This is a genomic window from Marinobacter sp. (assembly GCF_041690615.1).
In the GTDB taxonomy this organism is placed as follows: Bacteria; Pseudomonadota; Gammaproteobacteria; order Pseudomonadales; family Oleiphilaceae; genus Marinobacter.
The window spans coordinates 21,153-37,761 of the sequence record NZ_JAWLGY010000004.1 but is presented as its reverse complement, the minus strand read 5'-3'; the positions used below and the strand labels follow the sequence as shown (position 1 = coordinate 37,761).

Annotated in this window: 14 protein-coding genes; 13 read left to right on the top strand and 1 reads right to left on the bottom strand. The window is 58.9% G+C overall.

Translation table 11 applies throughout. From position 1 onward, the window contains the following. The first annotated feature begins 4 nt into the window (after nt 1–4). From pepN to ACESMZ_RS04120, 12 genes are all read left to right on the top strand, one after another. Nucleotides 5–2,644 carry an aminopeptidase N gene (pepN, locus tag ACESMZ_RS04175; RefSeq protein ID WP_372972249.1) on the top strand — a complete coding sequence of 880 codons (2,640 nt, stop codon included), beginning with the start codon at nt 5–7 and terminating at the stop codon, nt 2,642–2,644. Between the two features lie 205 nt (nt 2,645–2,849). Next, nucleotides 2,850–3,845: a TAXI family TRAP transporter solute-binding subunit gene (locus tag ACESMZ_RS04170; protein ID WP_372957392.1), complete on the top strand. Its 996-nt coding sequence runs from the start codon at nt 2,850–2,852 to the stop codon at nt 3,843–3,845. Between the two features lie 88 nt (nt 3,846–3,933). Next, nucleotides 3,934–6,549: a TRAP transporter permease gene (locus ACESMZ_RS04165; RefSeq protein WP_372957393.1), complete on the top strand. Its 2,616-nt coding sequence runs from the start codon at nt 3,934–3,936 to the stop codon at nt 6,547–6,549. 109 nt (nt 6,550–6,658) lie between these two features. Then, complete coding sequence (gene thrS, locus ACESMZ_RS04160; protein ID WP_372957394.1) at nt 6,659–8,584, top strand: threonine--tRNA ligase; 1,926 nt, start codon at nt 6,659–6,661, stop codon at nt 8,582–8,584. Continuing rightward, complete coding sequence (gene infC / locus ACESMZ_RS04155) at nt 8,581–9,126, top strand: translation initiation factor IF-3 (protein WP_091849458.1); 546 nt, start codon at nt 8,581–8,583, stop codon at nt 9,124–9,126. The genes thrS and infC overlap by 4 nt, the downstream gene beginning before the upstream one ends. A 96-nt stretch (nt 9,127–9,222) precedes the next feature. Beyond that, nucleotides 9,223–9,414, top strand: a complete 192-nt coding sequence (gene rpmI, locus ACESMZ_RS04150; RefSeq protein ID WP_091849460.1) for a 50S ribosomal protein L35 — start codon at nt 9,223–9,225, stop codon at nt 9,412–9,414. Nucleotides 9,415–9,442: 28 nt separating this feature from the next. Then, on the top strand, nt 9,443–9,796 hold the full coding sequence (gene rplT, locus ACESMZ_RS04145) for a 50S ribosomal protein L20 (RefSeq protein ID WP_091849462.1): 354 nt from the start codon (nt 9,443–9,445) through the stop codon (nt 9,794–9,796). A 131-nt stretch (nt 9,797–9,927) separates the two neighbouring features. Next, on the top strand, nt 9,928–10,926 hold the full coding sequence (gene pheS, locus ACESMZ_RS04140; protein WP_372957395.1) for a phenylalanine--tRNA ligase subunit alpha: 999 nt from the start codon (nt 9,928–9,930) through the stop codon (nt 10,924–10,926). 31 nt (nt 10,927–10,957) lie between these two features. Next, nucleotides 10,958–13,330 (top strand): phenylalanine--tRNA ligase subunit beta, encoded by a 2,373-nt coding sequence (gene pheT, locus ACESMZ_RS04135; protein ID WP_372957396.1) that lies wholly within the window; start codon nt 10,958–10,960, stop codon nt 13,328–13,330. A gap of 2 nt (nt 13,331–13,332) precedes the next feature. Further along, on the top strand, nt 13,333–13,635 hold the full coding sequence (gene ihfA, locus ACESMZ_RS04130; protein ID WP_091849468.1) for an integration host factor subunit alpha: 303 nt from the start codon (nt 13,333–13,335) through the stop codon (nt 13,633–13,635). Beyond that, entirely contained in the window at nt 13,616–13,981 is a 366-nt protein-coding gene (locus tag ACESMZ_RS04125) for a MerR family transcriptional regulator (RefSeq protein WP_372957397.1), read from the top strand. The genes ihfA and ACESMZ_RS04125 overlap by 20 nt, the downstream gene beginning before the upstream one ends. Nucleotides 13,982–14,141: 160 nt before the next feature. Further along, nucleotides 14,142–14,603, top strand: a complete 462-nt coding sequence (locus ACESMZ_RS04120; RefSeq protein ID WP_372957398.1) for a hypothetical protein — start codon at nt 14,142–14,144, stop codon at nt 14,601–14,603. Nucleotides 14,604–14,610: 7 nt separating this feature from the next. Here the strand turns inward: ACESMZ_RS04120 and ACESMZ_RS04115 are convergent, their stop codons facing one another. After that, nucleotides 14,611–15,630, bottom strand: a complete 1,020-nt coding sequence (locus tag ACESMZ_RS04115; protein ID WP_372957399.1) for a CNNM domain-containing protein — start codon at nt 15,628–15,630, stop codon at nt 14,611–14,613. A 141-nt stretch (nt 15,631–15,771) separates the two neighbouring features. Here ACESMZ_RS04115 and djlA point away from each other — a divergent pair, with 141 nt between their 5' ends. Continuing rightward, complete coding sequence (gene djlA, locus ACESMZ_RS04110) at nt 15,772–16,551, top strand: co-chaperone DjlA (RefSeq protein WP_372957400.1); 780 nt, start codon at nt 15,772–15,774, stop codon at nt 16,549–16,551. The last annotated feature ends 58 nt before the right edge of the window (nt 16,552–16,609 follow it).

Below are 16,609 nucleotides of genomic sequence, written 5' to 3'. Positions count from 1 at the left end.
CACCATGCGCACAAGTCAACCGAAGACCATTTACCTCAGTGAATACCGGGTGCCGGACTTTCTGGTGGACCATGCAGACCTGCGCTTCGAGCTGTTCGAAGATGGCGCCCGCGTACACAGCTCGCTCAGCATCCGGCGCAACCCGGAGGCCCCGGTGCAGGGCAGTGCACTGGAGCTCAACGGCGACTCCCTGAAGCTGGAGTCTGTCCACCTTGACGGCCGTGAACTGGCCGGGGACGACTACGAAGACCGGGGCGACCTGCTTGTTGTGCCCGCGGTACCCGATACCTTTGAGCTACAGGTGGTCACCTGGATCGAACCCCAGAACAACACCCGCCTGGAAGGGCTCTACAAGTCCTCAGGCATGTTCTGTACCCAGTGCGAAGCGGAAGGGTTCCGGTGCATCACCTTCTTTCCAGACCGGCCGGATGTGATGGCCCGGTTCCGTACCCGGATCGAGGCGGACAAGACCGCCTACCCGGTACTGCTGTCCAACGGTAACCCTGTCGACAGCGGTGAGCTGGATAACGACCGTCACTTTGTGACCTGGGAAGACCCGTTCCCCAAGCCCAGCTACCTGTTTGCCCTGGTGGCCGGCGACCTGGTGGAAAAGACCGACAGCTTCCAGACCATGTCGGGGCGGAAGATCGACCTGCGCATCTACGTTGAGCCCCGCAATGCGGAGAAAACCGCCCACGCCATGGACTCCCTCAAGCGCTCAATGCGCTGGGACGAGGAAACCTACGGCCGCGAGTATGACCTGGACATCTTCATGATCGTGGCGGTGGATGACTTCAATATGGGGGCTATGGAAAACAAGGGTCTGAACATCTTCAACTCGTCCTGCGTGCTGGCCCGTCCCGAGTCGGAAACCGACATGGCCTTCCAGCGCATCGAGGCCATCGTGGCCCACGAATACTTCCATAACTGGTCCGGAAACCGGGTGACCTGTCGCGACTGGTTCCAGCTCAGCCTGAAGGAGGGCTTTACCGTATTCCGGGATTCGCAGTTCTCGGCGGATATGGGGTCGCCCACGGTCAAGCGGATCGAGGATGTCACGCTGCTGCGCACCGCCCAGTTTGCCGAAGACTCCGGTCCCATGGCCCACCCGGTACGCCCGGCCTCCTACATGGAGATCTCCAATTTCTACACCCTGACCATCTATGAGAAGGGTGCGGAAGTGGTGCGAATGCTCCATACGCTGTTGGGCCCGGAGCTGTTCCGCAAGGGCAGCGATCTCTACTTCGAGCGCCATGACGGCCAGGCCGTGACTACCGATGATTTTGTGCAGGCGATGGAAGACGCCAGTGGGCGTGACCTGGGGCAGTTCCGGCTGTGGTATGAGCAGGCAGGTACGCCGGTGCTTACAGTGGAGGATGACTACGACGCAGCCAGCCAGACCTATCGCCTGACAGTGAGCCAGTCCATCCCTGATACGCCGGGCCAGGCCGGCAAGAAACCCCAGCATATTCCCTTTGCCCTGGGCCTGCTGGGTGACGATGGTGCCGATCTTTCCCTGACGCTGGCTGACGAGTCATCTGCCGGGGATACCACGCGGGTTCTGGAACTGACAGAAGAAAGCCACACCTTCGAGTTCCGTGGCATCGGCAGCCGGCCCGTACCATCCCTGCTGCGCAACTTCTCGGCGCCGGTGCGGGTGAACTACCCGTGGACCCGTGACCAGCTGATGTTCCTGATGAGTCACGACAGCGACGGCTTCAACCGCTGGGACGCTGGCCAGCGGTTGGCCGCGGATGTGATCCGCGAACTCTCGGGGCATGCCGAAATTGAAGTGGATACCCGGTTGATCGAGGCCAGCCGTACGTTGCTGAATGACCTTGAGGCAGATCAGGCGCTGGTGGCGAAGATGTTGCAGCTGCCCACCGAGGCCTATCTGATCGAACTGTCGGACAAACCTGACGTTCAGATTATCCATCACGCCCGGGAGCGGGTGCTCAACGTACTGGCGACGGCCCTGCGGGACGAACTGCTGGCCTGCTACCGTCGCCAGGAGCCCGCAGAGTCCTACCAGGTGACACCGGAAGACGTCGCCAGCCGCAGCCTTCGCAACATGGCCCTGTCCTGGTTGCTGCATATCGGCGACGAAGAGGCGCGCACCCTGGCCCTTGAGCAGTTTGAAAGTGCCACCAATATGACCGACCAGGCCGGCGCCTTGCGGGCGTTGGTGAACTCTCCGTTCGAGGCGGAGCGCACGCGGGCCCTGGACTCATTCTACCAGCGGTGGCATCAGGATCCTCAGGTTGTGGAGCAGTGGTTCTCCATTCAGGCTGCCAGCCCGGTTGCCGGCGACCTGCCATCGGTTCGCCGTCTGCTGGAGCATGAGGCCTTCGACTGGAAGAACCCCAACAAGATCCGCTCGGTCGTCGGCGCCTTTGCCGGCCAGAACCTGGTGCACTTCCACGATCAGGCAGGTTCCGGCTATCAGTTCCTGGCAGAAACCATCCGCCGGCTGGATGACAGCAATCCCCAGATTGCCGCCCGGCTGGCCGCGCCGCTTACCCGGTGGCGCAAGTTCGCCCAGGTCTACAGCGAAGGCATGCGCAAGGCGCTGGAGTCGGTTCGGGACAAGGATGGCCTGTCCCGGGACGTTTACGAGATCGTCCACAAGAGCCTCGCCGAGTGAAGAACGCACCATTAAAGGTCGCAGACTCAGATGGTTAGTCGGGTCCGCGGCTTTATTTTGAGGCCGATCTGGGCTATGTTCTGAAAAGCTGAGAATGTGACGTTTTGTTGCGTCCCGCTGCCGGATCCCGGGCGGTGGCTGTGTGCTTTGCGGCCTTGCTGCCCGGAGTCTGCTCCAAAAAATACGAATCAAGAAGGAATCGTTTATGGCAATCCGAACCGCACTGCGACTCAAAGCCTCCACCCTGGCCCTGGCCGCCTCCGTTGGTCTGGCCGCAGGCTCCATGTCGGTGTCCGCGCAGGAACAGCGCTTCGTGACCATTGGTACCGGCGGCGTGACAGGCGTTTACTATCCCGCCGGTGGTGCTATCTGCCGTCTGGTCAACATGGACCGGAAGGAACACGGTATTCGTTGCTCCGTGGAAAGCACCGGTGGCTCGGTCTATAACCTGAATGCCATCCGCCAGGGCGAACTGGATCTGGCTGTTGCCCAGTCTGACTGGCAGTACCACGCCTATAATGGCACCAGTGAGTTTGAAGACGAGGGCAAGGACGAGAAACTGCGCGCCGTCTTCTCCCTGCACCCGGAACCGTTCACCGTGGTGGCCAGCAAGGGTTCCGGCATCAAGACCTTCGAGGACCTGGAAGGCAAGCGGGTTTCCGTGGGCAACCCGGGCTCGGGCCAGCGGGCCACGGCTGAGGTATTGATGGAGGAAATGGGCTGGGATATGGACAAGTTCTCCCTGGCTGCCGAGCTGAAGGCTGCCGAGCAGTCCCAGGCCCTGTGTGATGGCAACATCGATGCGTTCTTCTATACCGTGGGTCACCCGTCCGGCGCCATCAAGGAAGCCACCACGTCCTGTGACAGCACCATTGTGGCAGTGGATAACGACGCGACCAAAACCCTGGTGGATGACAATCCCTACTACCGTGTTGCCACCATCCCCGGCGGCATGTACCGGGGTAATGACGAAGACGTGACCACCTTCGGCGTGGCTGCCACCTTCGTTACCTCTTCCGACGTGGATGAGGATGTGGTGTATGAGGTGGTCAAGGCTGTCTTCGAGAACTTCGACAGCTTCAAGCGCCTGCACCCGGCCTTTGGTAATCTGAAGAAGGAAGAAATGGTGTCTGATGCCCTGAGTGCCCCGCTGCACAAGGGTGCCGAGAAATACTATCGCGAGGCCGGTCTGATCGAGTGATCAGTCTGAGTGCCTGATGCTGTACCGCCGGGGGTTCTGCCTCCGGCGGTTTTTGTCTGACCCGTGAAATTCCGATGGAACCGGCCCCATGACCAACCGCGATCCTTCCGCGCCCGACAACGTTGACGTCTCGAAGATCCACGAAGTACTGCAGACGGAAACCGGGGGCAGGGCGCTGACCGGGCCGGCGTCGGTATTACTCTTTATCGTTCCGCTGGTCTGGTCGCTGTTCCAGCTGTGGATTGCCTCGCCCCTGCCATACGTCGTCAACTTCGGTATTTTCAATTCCACCGAGGCCCGTTCCATCCACCTGGCGTTCGCGACTTTCCTGGCGTTCACTGCATTTCCGATGATGCGTGGGCGCCACGACACGCATATTCCCTGGTTTGACTGGATACTGGCGTTCGCAGCCTCCTTTTCCGCGGCTTACCTGTTCCTGTTCTACGATCAGCTTTCTGACCGGCCGGGGGCACCGGTCACCCGGGACCTGGTCGTGGCCCTTGGGGGCCTGGTACTACTGCTGGAGGCCACCCGACGTTCGCTGGGCCTGCCACTGACGGTGGTGGCGGCGGTTTTCATTACCTATTCCCTGGCCGGTCCCTGGATGCCGGACGTGATTGCCCATAAGGGCGCCAGCCTTAACAAGCTGGCATCCCATCAATGGCTGGGTACAGAGGGTGTATTCGGCGTTGCCCTGGGTGTCTCCACAACGTTTGTGTTCCTGTTTGTCCTGTTCGGCGCGCTGCTCGAGAAAGCGGGTGCCGGTAATTACTTTATCAAGGTGGCCTACGCACTGCTGGGTCATATGCGCGGGGGGCCTGCCAAGGCGGCTGTGGTCTCCAGCGGCCTGTCGGGGGTAATCTCCGGCTCGTCCATCGCCAATGTGGTCACCACCGGAACCTTCACGATTCCGCTGATGAAGCGGGTGGGCTTCCCGGCCACCAAGTCTGGCGCCGTGGAGGTTGCCGCCTCCACCAACGGCCAGCTGACCCCGCCCATCATGGGAGCGGCGGCTTTCCTGATGGTGGAGTACGTGGGTATTTCATACCTTGAGGTTATCAAGCACGCTATCCTGCCAGCGCTGATATCCTATGTGGCCCTGATTTACATCGTTCACCTGGAAGCCTGCAAACTGGGAATGAAGGGCATTGAACGCCTGAACAAGCCAACCCTTGCCCAGCGGATGCTCACCTGGGTGGTGTTGCTGCTGGGACTGATCATCCTCAGCTTTGCAGTTTATTACGGCATTGGCTGGACCAAGGCCCTTCTGGGTGACGCGGCTGCATGGGTGCTCGGCCCACTGCTGCTGATGGTTTACATGGGGCTGGTGGCCTACGCCGCGAAATTTCCGCCCCTGGAGGTGGACGACGGCAGTACGGACATGACCCAACTGCCGGAAGTCGGGGCCACCGTAAAAACCGGCCTTTACTACCTGCTTCCGGTGGTTGTGCTGGTCTGGTGCCTCACCGTGGAGCGTTTTTCACCCCAGCTTTCTGCATTCTGGGCCACCATGTTCATGGTGTTTATCGTGCTGACCCAGCGCCCGTTGCTGGCTTTCTTCCGCAAGCACGGCCGGATAGGCAGGTCCATCCGGGAAGGCTGGCGAGAATTGCTGCACGCCTTCGCCACCGGGGGGCGCAACATGGTTGGTATTGGTGTTGCCACAGCAACCGCCGGTATTGTGGTCGGCACAGTGACCCTCACCGGTGTCGGCCTGGTCATGACCGAGTTTGTGGAGTTCATTTCCGGTGGCAACCTGATGCTGATGCTTCTTTTCACAGCGCTGATCAGTCTGCTGCTGGGGATGGGGTTGCCCACGACCGCCAACTACATCGTGGTTTCTACCCTCATGGCGCCGGTCATCGTCACTCTCGGGGCGGAAAACGGCCTCCTGGTGCCATTGATTGCCGTGCACCTGTTCGTGTTCTATTTCGGTATCCTGGCGGACGACACACCTCCCGTGGGGCTGGCGGCCTATGCAGCCGCGGCGATATCCGGGGCTGATCCGATACGTACGGGTATTCAGGGCTTCGCCTATGATATCCGTACCGCCGTTTTACCATTCATGTTCATCTTCAATACCCAGTTGTTATTGATCGGGCTGTCTGGCCCCCTGGACCTGGTCATTACGATAGTCACTGCGGTCATTGCCATTCTGGCCTTTTCGGCGGCCACCCAGGGTTACTGGCTGACCCGGAGCTACCGGTGGGAATCCGCGCTGCTGATCCTGATTGCCTTTACCCTGTTCCGTCCAGGCTTCTGGTGGGACCGTATCTATCCAGAGTATGTGGAGCGACCGGGTTCGGAAATTGTCGAGCAGATCGGAGTGCTGGCGGAAGATCCGGACACGGAATACGTGATGCTGCAGGCTTCGGGCATGTCCCTGACCGGAGATGAGCGTTCCACCTGGATGCAGTTACCGGTGGCAGACGGTGAGTCGCCAGCAGAGCGGCTTATGAATATGGGTATTGAAGGCAGCCCGGAGGGTGATCGCTATACCGTCGATTTCGTTGAATTCGACAGCCCGGCCCAGAACGCCGGCCTGGACTTCGGCTGGACTATCGACGCGGTGCGTGTGCCCCAGGAACGCCCGCCCCGCGAGCTGGTCTTTATCCCGGCTGTTTCGCTGCTGGCTCTGCTGGGATGGCTGCAGGTGCGCCGACGGCGTAAGGAAAACCCGTCAGAGGCAGAGCCAGTCACCTGACAGGCCAGTAAAAATCCTGTTAAACTCCGCAGCGATTGAGCCGCACTGGTAGCGCGGCTCCCGCTAACACGTGGTCTTTCGTACGGATCACCGCTGACAGGAGTTTTCCATGCCCGTAGTTACCCTGCCTGACGGCAGCCATCGCAGTTTTCCCAATCCCGTCACTGTTCACGATGTGGCCGCCGACATTGGTGCCGGCCTTGCCAAGGCTGCGCTTGCTGGCCGTGTGAACGGCAAACTGGTGGATACCAGTTATGAGATTGACCAGGACGCCGACCTGGCCATTGTTACCGACCGTGATGAAGACGGCGTTGATATTATCCGCCATTCCACGGCGCACCTGCTGGCGATGGCCGTCAAGGAGCTGTTCCCCGAGGCCCAGGTCACCATAGGACCGGTTATCGATAACGGCTTCTACTACGATTTCAAGTTCGACCGCCCCTTCACCAACGAAGACCTGGAGCGGATCGAGAAGCGCATGGAGGAACTGGCGAAGCAGGATATTCCGGTAGCCCGCTCCGTCCTGTCACGGGAAGAAGCCATCAGACTGTTCCGCGAGATGGGGGAGGAGTACAAGGTTCGCATCATCGAAGACATTCCAGGTGATGAAGACTTGTCATTTTACCGCCAGGGCGACTTTATCGACCTGTGTCGTGGCCCCCACGTGCCGAGTACCGGCAAGCTGAAGGCCTTCAAGCTGACCAAGGTGGCCGGTGCCTACTGGCGGGGGGACACCGGCAACGAGCAGTTGCAGCGTGTCTACGGTACCGCCTGGGGCAACAAGAAAGAGCTCAAGGCCTACCTGCAGCGACTGGAAGAGGCCGAGAAGCGTGATCATCGCAAGATCGGCAAGAAACTGGGCCTGTTCCACATGCAGGAAGAAGCGCCTGGCATGGTGTTCTGGCACCCGGACGGTTGGGCCCTGTACCAGGAAGTCGAGCAGTATATGCGCGGAATGCAGCGTCGCCACGGTTACCAGGAGATCAAGACTCCCCAGGTGGTGGCCCGCACCCTGTGGGAGAAGTCCGGTCACTGGGACAAGTTCAAGGACGACATGTTTACCACCGAGTCGGAAAAACACGACTTCGCCATCAAGCCCATGAACTGTCCCTGTCATATCCAGGTGTTCAACCAAGGCCTGAAGAGCTACAAGGACCTGCCCCTGAGGCTGGCGGAATTCGGCTCCTGCCATCGTAATGAGGCATCGGGGGCTTTGCACGGCATTATGCGGGTGAGGGGCTTCACCCAGGATGACGCCCATATCTTCTGTGAGGAAGATGCCATCCAGGACGAAGTGTCTGCGTTCATCGCCATGCTGCACGAGGTGTATGCGGACTTCGGCTTTGACCAGATCCTTTACAAGCTCTCCACACGACCTGAGAAGCGCGTCGGTTCTGACGAGGTATGGGACAAGGCAGAAGCCGCCCTTGAGCAGGCGCTCAATCGCGAAGGGGTGGACTGGGAGTTGCTGCCGGGCGAGGGCGCCTTTTATGGGCCCAAGATTGAATTCTCCCTGAAAGACTGCATTGGCCGGGTATGGCAATGTGGTACCATTCAGGTGGATTTCTCCATGCCGGGCCGCCTTGGCGCCCAGTATGTGGCCGACAACTCAGAGCGGCGGACACCGGTCATGCTGCACCGGGCCGTACTGGGTTCCTTTGAGCGCTTTATCGGTATCCTGATCGAGGAATATGAAGGGGCCTTCCCCACCTGGCTGGCACCCACCCAGGTTGCGATCCTCAATATTACCGACCGCCAGGGGGAATATTGCGAGAATCTGGCGAAAAAGTGGCAGGATGCGGGTTATCGGGTAAATGCCGACTTGAGAAACGAGAAGATCGGCTTTAAAATCCGCGAGCATACTTTAAACAAGGTTCCGTATCTGGTCGTTATCGGCGATAAGGAAGTCGAGAACGGCGCCGTTGCGGTGAGAACCCGCAAAGGGGAAGATCTCGGAACCATGACGCCGGAAGCGTTCGAGGCTCTGCTGGCAGCAGAGGTCGCACGCAAAGGCAGAACCAAGACGGAGAACTGATTATCAAACAGCGAGCGAATCGGGGTGGTCGCGCACCACGCGCACCTATTAACGAGAACATTGACGCTACAGAAGTGCGCCTCATTGATGCCGAAGGCAATCAGGTTGGCATTGTGTCAATCGAAGATGCCCTGAAGCAGGCAGAAGAGGCCACTCTGGACCTTGTTCAGGTTACGGATTCCGATCCGATCGTCTGTAAGATAATGGACTACGGCAAGAAGGTCTTCGAAGAGAAGAAGGCCAAGGCTGCTGCCAAGAAAAAGCAGAAGCAGGTCCAGATCAAAGAAGTGAAATTCAGACCAGGGACGGAAGAAGGGGATTATCAGGTCAAACTACGCAACCTGATACGTTTCCTTGAAAACGGGGATCGCGGCAAAATCACTATCCGCTTTCGCGGCCGTGAGATGGCACACCAGGAAATCGGTATGCAACTCATGAATCGCATCGAAAAGGATATTGAGGAGCTGGCCCAGGTAGAGCAACGGCCCAAGATGGAAGGCCGCCAGATGACCATGGTTGTATCGCCCCGTAAAAAGAAGTGATCCCGAACATCAGTCAGGTCCCCCGCGCTGGCGGGGGATTTGTCGTTCAGGAACACATTATATTTTCTTGAATAACAGAATGCGGAGTTTAAAGAAATGTCCAAGATGAAAACCAAGAGCGGGGCGGCCAAGCGCTTCAAGAAGACCGCCACCGGCTTCAAACATAAGCAGTCCTTCACCAGTCATATCCTGACCAAGAAGAGTCCGAAGCGTAAGCGTCAGCTGCGCGGCACCAAGATGATTGCCAAGTCGGACGTTGCTTCCATCAAGCGTATGATCGCCAGTTAATCAACCGGTCTGGAGAAGGAAATAGTTTATGGCACGTGTTAAGCGTGGCGTGATTGCACGCCGTCGTCACAAGAAGATTCTGAAGCAGGCCAAGGGTTACTACGGTGCCCGTAGCCGTGTTTTTCGGGTAGCCAAGCAGGCGGTCATCAAGGCTCATCAGTATGCCTACCGTGACCGTCGTAACCGCAAGCGTGCATTCCGCGCCCTGTGGATCTCCCGGATCAACGCCGGTGCCCGCGCCAACGGTCTGTCCTACAGCCGTCTGATCGCTGGTCTGAAGAAGGCTGAAGTCGAGATCGATCGCAAGGTTCTGGCCGACCTGGCCATGAACGAGCAGCAGGCGTTTGCTGCTGTTGTGGAGAAGGCCAAAGCGGCGCTCTGATTGCTGAGCTCTTCGAGCGAAGTATCGATCGATGGATAACTGCAGCCGCAGTTATCCCTGGCAGGGGAAGGGCGCGCTCTTCCCCTGTTTTTGTTTTATAGCCCCAATATTCTGTTTTGGAGCAGGCACTGATGGAAAACCTGGAGCAACTTGTTCAGGACGGGCTCACTGCCGTCAAGAACGCGGACAGTTTGCAGGCACTGGATCAAATCCGTGTGGAATACCTGGGCAAGAAAGGGGTGATTACCCAGCAGGCGAAAACCCTTGGCAAGCTGAGCCCGGAAGAGCGACCATCCGCCGGCCAGAAGATCAATGAGGCCAAGGGCCAGGTGGAAGACGCCATCAATGCCCGCCGTGCCAGCCTGGAAGAAGCCGCCATCGCCGACCGGCTCGCCCGGGAGTCCATCGACGTGACACTGCCGGGCCGTGGCCAGGATCTGGGGGGGCTGCACCCGGTCACCCGCACCCTGCAACGTATTGAACAGTTCTTCGGTAATGCCGGTTATACCGTGGAGCAGGGGCCGGAGATCGAGGATGATTACCACAACTTCGAAGCTCTGAATATTCCGGGCCATCACCCGGCCCGCGCCATGCACGACACCTTCTATTTCAATCCGGGTACGCTGCTCCGTACCCACACCTCGCCAGTGCAGATCCGTACCATGGAAACAGGCAAGCCTCCGTTCCGGATGATCTGCCCCGGCCGGGTCTATCGCTGTGACTCGGATATGACCCATACCCCCATGTTCCACCAGGTCGAAGGGCTGCTGGTTGAACGGAATGTGAGCTTTGCGGACCTCAAGAGCACCATTGAGGAATTCCTGCGGGTCTTTTTCGAGCGGGACCTGCAGGTGCGGTTCCGTCCTTCGTACTTCCCGTTTACCGAGCCGTCCGCCGAGGTGGATATCGAGTGGGGCCGGGAAGACGACGGCACCATCAAGTGGCTTGAGGTTATGGGTTGCGGCATGGTGCACCCGAAAGTGTTCGAGTACTGCGGCATCGATGCCGAGGAATACCGTGGTTTTGCGTTTGGTCTCGGGGTAGAGCGGCTGGCCATGCTCCGGTACGGGGTCAACGACCTGCGGATGTTCTTCGACAACGACCTGCGCTTCCTGCGCCAGTTCCGTTAATTCCAGATCGCATCAGGACAAGGCATTTAACATGAAATTCAGTGAAAAGTGGCTGCGCGAGTGGGTCAATCCGGCGATTGGCACCCAGGAACTGATGGACCAGATCACCATGGCGGGTCTGGAAGTGGACGGTTTCGAGCCCGTGGCAGGGGAGTTCTCCGGGGTAATCGTAGGCGAAGTGCGCTCTGTGGCACCGCACCCGGATGCTGACAAACTGCGCGTCTGCCAGGTGGCCGGCGGCGACGAGGTGGTCCAGGTGGTTTGTGGTGCCCCTAACGTTCGTGAAGGCCTCAAGGTGCCCTTCGCGGTAGTGGGCGCCGTGTTGCCGGGAAACTTCAGGATAAAGGCAGCCAAGCTGCGCGGTCAGCCCTCCAACGGCATGCTGTGCTCGGAATCGGAGCTCGGTCTGTCCGATGACCATGGGGGGCTGATGGAGCTTCCCGCTGACGCGCCGACAGGGCAGGACCTGAGCGACTATTTGGGTCTGAACGACATCACCATTGACGTGGACCTGACCCCCAATCGGGCAGACTGTCTGTCCCTGCGCGGCCTGGCGCGGGAAGTCGGTGTACTCACCGGTGAATCCGTCACGGCTCCGAGGTTGGTGCCGGTGCCGGCCAGCCATGATGAAAAACCACAGGTTGCCGTGGAAGCGCCTGCTGCCTGCCCCCGTTACCTGGGGCGGATAATCCGTAATGTAGACCTGTCCGTGGCCACCCCTCTGTGGATGGTGGAAAAGCTGCGACGCAGCGGCATACGTTCCATCGACCCGGCGGTGGATATCACCAACTATGTGATGCTGGAGCTGGGTCAGCCGCTCCACGCCTTTGACCGGGCGGAAATCGACGGTGGTATCGTGGTACGCATGGCCCGCCCGGAAGAGGAGCTGGTGCTGCTGGATGGCCAGACCGTCAAGCTCACCGCCGATACCCTGGTCATCGCCGACCACCGGAAACCCCTCGCGATCGCCGGTGTGATGGGTGGCGAGCATTCCGGTGTCACCGAGAAAACCCGTGACCTGGTGCTGGAGTCGGCCTGGTTCGAGCCGGTGGCCCTGGCTGGCAAGGCCCGGGAATACGGCCTGCATACCGACGCCTCCCACCGCTTTGAGCGGGGCGTGGATTATGAACTCGCCCGCACTGCCATGGAGCGGGCCACGGCACTGCTGCTGGAAATCACCGGCGGCGAGGCCGGTGAAATTGTCGAGGCGGCCAGCAAGGAACATCTGCCGGATGCGCCACAGGTCACCCTGCGTGCCGAGCGCCTGGCAGGGGTACTGGGCATGACCATCGAAACTGCCCGGGTAGAGGATATTCTGACCCGCCTGGGCCTGGACATTGTTGATCAGTCCGGGGACCGCTGGACCGTGCGGGTACCGAGCTATCGCCCGGATATCAGCATCGAGGAAGACCTGATTGAGGAAGTCGGTCGCATCTACGGCTACAACAACCTGCCCGTGACCGAGCCGTTCGGGTCCCTGGCCATGCGCCCACGGGAAGAAGCGGTGCGACCGCTGTCGGCGGTACGCGATTTCTTCGTGGCCAATGGCTACCAGGAAGCCATCACGTACAGCTTTGTGGATCCGAAGGTACAGGGAATCCTGGACCCGGTACGTGACGGTATTGCCCTTGCCAATCCCATCTCGGCGGACCTTGCCGTGATGCGGACCACGCTCTGGAGTGGCCTGGTCAAGACCCTGGAGTACAATCAGAAGCGTCAGCAGCCGCGTATCCGGCTTTTCGAAACCGGCCTTCGTTTTGTCAGGGACGGCGACCAGATTGACCAGCAACCCATGCTGGCTGGCATTGTCACTGGTAATCAGCTGCCGGAGAACTGGGCGAATGGCCGTCGCAATGCGGATTTCTACGACGTGAAAGGGGAGCTGGAAGCCCTGTTCAGCCTGCTCGGGGTGGAGGTCCGTTTCACCGCAGGGGCGCACCCCGCGCTGCATCCGGGCCAGTCCGCGCAACTGTTCCTTGGGGATCAATCAGTTGGCTGGTTGGGTACCATGCATCCGCAAGTGCAGAAAAAACTGGATCTGGATGGCACGATCCTGATGTTTGAGCTATTCTTGAATCCGATCGTTTCCGGATATGTGCCTAATTTCAAAGAATTTTCAAAATACCCTGAAGTTCGCCGCGATTTGGCTATTATTATCGGAAATGAGATTGCGTTTGCAGACGTTGACCGGGTTGTCCGTAACAATGCCGGAGAGCGCCTGACCGCGTTGCGTGCGTTTGATGTCTATGAAGGTGAAAAGCTGGGTGAAGGCAAGCGAAGTCTGGCCCTGAGCCTCTTCTGGCAGCATCCCGAGCGCACACTCAATGATGACGAAGTGCATGAGCTGTTCGATGGGGTCATCCAGGCCCTGCAGAACGAGCTGGGAGCGACACTGAGGAGTTGATAATGGCGGCTTTGACGAAAGCGGAAATGGCAGAAAGGCTGTATGAGGAGCTGGGCCTGAACAAACGCGAAGCCAAGGAGATGGTTGAGGCTTTTTTCGACGAAATCAGAGACGCACTCAGCCATAACGAGCAGGTGAAGTTGTCAGGTTTTGGTAACTTTGACCTGCGGGACAAGAAGCAACGTCCGGGACGGAACCCGAAAACGGGTGAGGAAATCCCCATCAGCGCACGTCGTGTGGTGACCTTCCGGCCAGGCCAGAAACTCAAGCAGAAAGTAGAGACCTATGCTGGAAGCCAGTCATAATAACGAGCTGCCGGTCATTCCCGGCAAACGGTACTTCACCATCGGCGAAGTAGCGGAGTTGTGCCAGGTAAAGGCTCATGTGCTGCGTTACTGGGAGCAGGAGTTTCCCCAGTTATCGCCGGTCAAGCGCCGTGGCAACCGTCGCTACTATCAACGGGCAGACGTGATCACCATTCGCCAGATCCGCAGCCTGCTGTACGATCAGGGTTATACCATTGGCGGCGCCAAGCAGAAGCTGAACGGCGAGGAAATCAAGGAAGACACCAGCCAGTACAGGCAACTGATCCGGCAGATGATCACCGAGCTGGAAGATGTGCTGGACGTGCTGAACTCCCCGGTCCGTTAACGGCAGCAGCTTGTCCCCGCATCCCCAAAACCGGCCCGCAACTCCAGGCCGGTTTTTTTGTGCCTGAACGCCAGACCGTTATCGCCCAACCCGCAGGTTGCCGCTGACCTCCCGCCCGGCTAGTTTGAAAGGAACCATGAAGCACGTGAAAGGAGTGATCATGAACCACAGGACGCCGTTCAGAACAGCCTTTACCGCCAATATGCAGCGACTGGGGTTGCCGGTCGCACCGGAGCCGTTTGAACATTTCAACCTCGCCGTCAGCAATGCCTCCCAGATGGCGGCCGTGGTTGCCCTTCTGGACCATTATGCGCCCGTGATCGAACTGGTGCGTCGAACAATAGGGCTGGAAAGGCTGATGGTGGCGGCTGATTATGATGCGCGCCTTTATACTGTAGGTGTGGTGAGCAGTATTGCTCTGGCCTCGGGGCAGGTTGACGGCAAAGGAAGCACAACCGGGCAGCTGTTTCGGTTTACCTATCAGTACCAGCTGCAGTTCCCGGGTTGGCAGGCGCTGTTTTCACAAAATGCAGCACTGATGGATGCCAGCATCACCGATGCCCGCCGGGTTGGTCAACGGGCCCGGCTGGCAATAGACCGCCGGGCGTCAGCAGAGGCATAGCGCATGATCACTGACTGCGCTGGCGTAACTTGCGGCTCCAGCGCTGCTTGGCATAACGGCGCAGGTTGGACACGTTGTCGGTTTCGTCCATGATTTCGGTACCAAGCAGGGTCTCCAGGATGTCTTCAAGGGTCACGATGCCCAGCCAGGTGCCCAGCTCGTCATACACGATGGCCATATGCTGGCGTTCCCGCAACATTTCTGAAAACAGGAACTCGATATTGGTGTTGGCCTTGACCCGTTTGATGTCCCGCAAGCTGTCCATCAACGCCGCATCTGGTGCAAGGTTGATAACGTCGGCCTTGTGGATATAGCCAAGGGCTTCCCCGTCTTCGTCCAGCACTGGAAAGCGCGAGAAAGGTGTCGTCCTGACCTTTTGCAGAAACTGGTCGAGGGTCGTCTCCGGTGCGATCACCTTGCAGACGGTGCGGGGCGTCATTACAGCGCTCACCTTGATTTCGTGAAAACGCAGCACGTTCTGGATAATCCGGCGTTCGTCTTCATCAAGGGCCTGTTGGTCGCGACCTATTTCAGCCAGTGCGCTGATTTCACCCCGAATGTCCGTGTCATCTTCACTGGGGGCGAGCCGGCGGGTAATTTGTTTGGATAACCAGACAAAGGGCAACAGAGACTTCATCAGGAACCCCAGGGTCGCCGGTAATGTCGGAGCGATACTGCGCCAATAACGGGCGCCGATGGTTTTGGGGATGATTTCGGACAGTATCAGTATTGCGAGGGTCATTGCTGCCGAGGCGGCCCCGAGCCAGGCTTCGCCGAATATTACGGCAACCTGGGCCCCAACTCCGGTGGCGCCGGCGGTATGGGCAATGGTGTTCAGGGTCAGGATGGCCGACAGGGGGTCATCGATTTCATCCTTGAGCTTGCGCAGTCGCTTGAATAGCTCTGGCCTGTCTTTACTCAGCGAGGCGATATAACTTGGCGTGACTGACAGCAATGAGGCTTCAAGAATGGAGCAGAGGAAAGAGAAGCCGATAGAAGTAACGGCAAACAGGATAAGAAGTGTCATGGAGTTCCGGTTCGGATGAATACAGGCGAATGGTATCCCGGCCGATTGAGCATGTGAAGCCACCGGTGTACCGGTGGCCGGGAGAAATTGATACAAAACCGGTATAGTGCGGAAAAGTCTTTTTTACCGGGAAGGATATTCATGCTGTTTGCCATATTACTGGGTGCCGCCATTGGCTACGCGTTTGGCCGTCTGCCAGGACTGATCATTGGCGCCGCCGTGGGGGCGTTCCTTTTCAGGCGACTGAAAATGAAAGTCGTCGGGCGACTCCAGGACATGCAGAGCGGATTCGTTGAGTCTGTGTTTGCGGTCATGGGTGCTGTGAGCAAGGCCGATGGTGTGGTTACCCGGGACGAGATCCGCATGGCGGAGACCATGTTTGATCGCTTTCACCTGAATGCAACCCAGCGGGAGAGCGCCAAGGGGGCTTTCAACCGTGGCAAGTCGGCGGACTTTGACCTGGACGCGGAGCTGCAACGGTTCCGCCAGGTCTGTGCCGGCCAGTCAGCATTACTGCAGATGTTCCTTCAGGTCCAGGTGTCCGCGGTGGCCGCCGATGGAGAGGTGCACCCCGCGGAGCACGAGATGCTGGTGCGCATTGCGCGGGGGCTGGGCCTGCCGGAAAGCCTGGTGGAGCAGCTGGAAGCCACGTTGCGGGGCGCCCAGGCAGGGGCTTCGGGCGCCGGAAGCTACTCTACCGGCCAGCAGATTGATGACGCCTACAAGACCCTCGGAGTGAGTTCCTCTGCCAGTGACGCTGAGCTTAAACGCGCCTATCGCAAGCTGATGAGCGAAAATCACCCGGACAAACTCGCCGGTCGCGGCCTGCCAGAAAGTATGCGGGAAATGGCTGAAGAGCGTACCCGGGAGATCAGCCACGCCTACGACGTGATCAAGGAAGCCCGCAAGAAGAGTGCGTGATGGGCGTGGCTCAACTGGTTCACATTGAAACCCGTTGTAATAGTGTATTACTTGTTGA

Coding starts and splice junctions, on each gene's coding strand:
- ihfA (WP_091849468.1), top strand. CDS start 13,333: ATGGCGGCTTTGACGAAAGCGGAAATGGCAGAAAGGCTGTATGAGGAG.
- ACESMZ_RS04170 (WP_372957392.1), top strand. CDS start 2,850: ATGGCAATCCGAACCGCACTGCGACTCAAAGCCTCCACCCTGGCCCTG.
- djlA (WP_372957400.1), top strand. CDS start 15,772: ATGCTGTTTGCCATATTACTGGGTGCCGCCATTGGCTACGCGTTTGGC.
- ACESMZ_RS04125 (WP_372957397.1), top strand. CDS start 13,616: ATGCTGGAAGCCAGTCATAATAACGAGCTGCCGGTCATTCCCGGCAAA.
- rplT (WP_091849462.1), top strand. CDS start 9,443: ATGGCACGTGTTAAGCGTGGCGTGATTGCACGCCGTCGTCACAAGAAG.
- ACESMZ_RS04165 (WP_372957393.1), top strand. CDS start 3,934: ATGACCAACCGCGATCCTTCCGCGCCCGACAACGTTGACGTCTCGAAG.
- pheT (WP_372957396.1), top strand. CDS start 10,958: ATGAAATTCAGTGAAAAGTGGCTGCGCGAGTGGGTCAATCCGGCGATT.
- thrS (WP_372957394.1), top strand. CDS start 6,659: ATGCCCGTAGTTACCCTGCCTGACGGCAGCCATCGCAGTTTTCCCAAT.
- rpmI (WP_091849460.1), top strand. CDS start 9,223: ATGTCCAAGATGAAAACCAAGAGCGGGGCGGCCAAGCGCTTCAAGAAG.
- ACESMZ_RS04115 (WP_372957399.1), bottom strand. CDS start 15,630: ATGACACTTCTTATCCTGTTTGCCGTTACTTCTATCGGCTTCTCTTTC.
- pepN (WP_372972249.1), top strand. CDS start 5: ATGCGCACAAGTCAACCGAAGACCATTTACCTCAGTGAATACCGGGTG.
- pheS (WP_372957395.1), top strand. CDS start 9,928: ATGGAAAACCTGGAGCAACTTGTTCAGGACGGGCTCACTGCCGTCAAG.
- ACESMZ_RS04120 (WP_372957398.1), top strand. CDS start 14,142: ATGAACCACAGGACGCCGTTCAGAACAGCCTTTACCGCCAATATGCAG.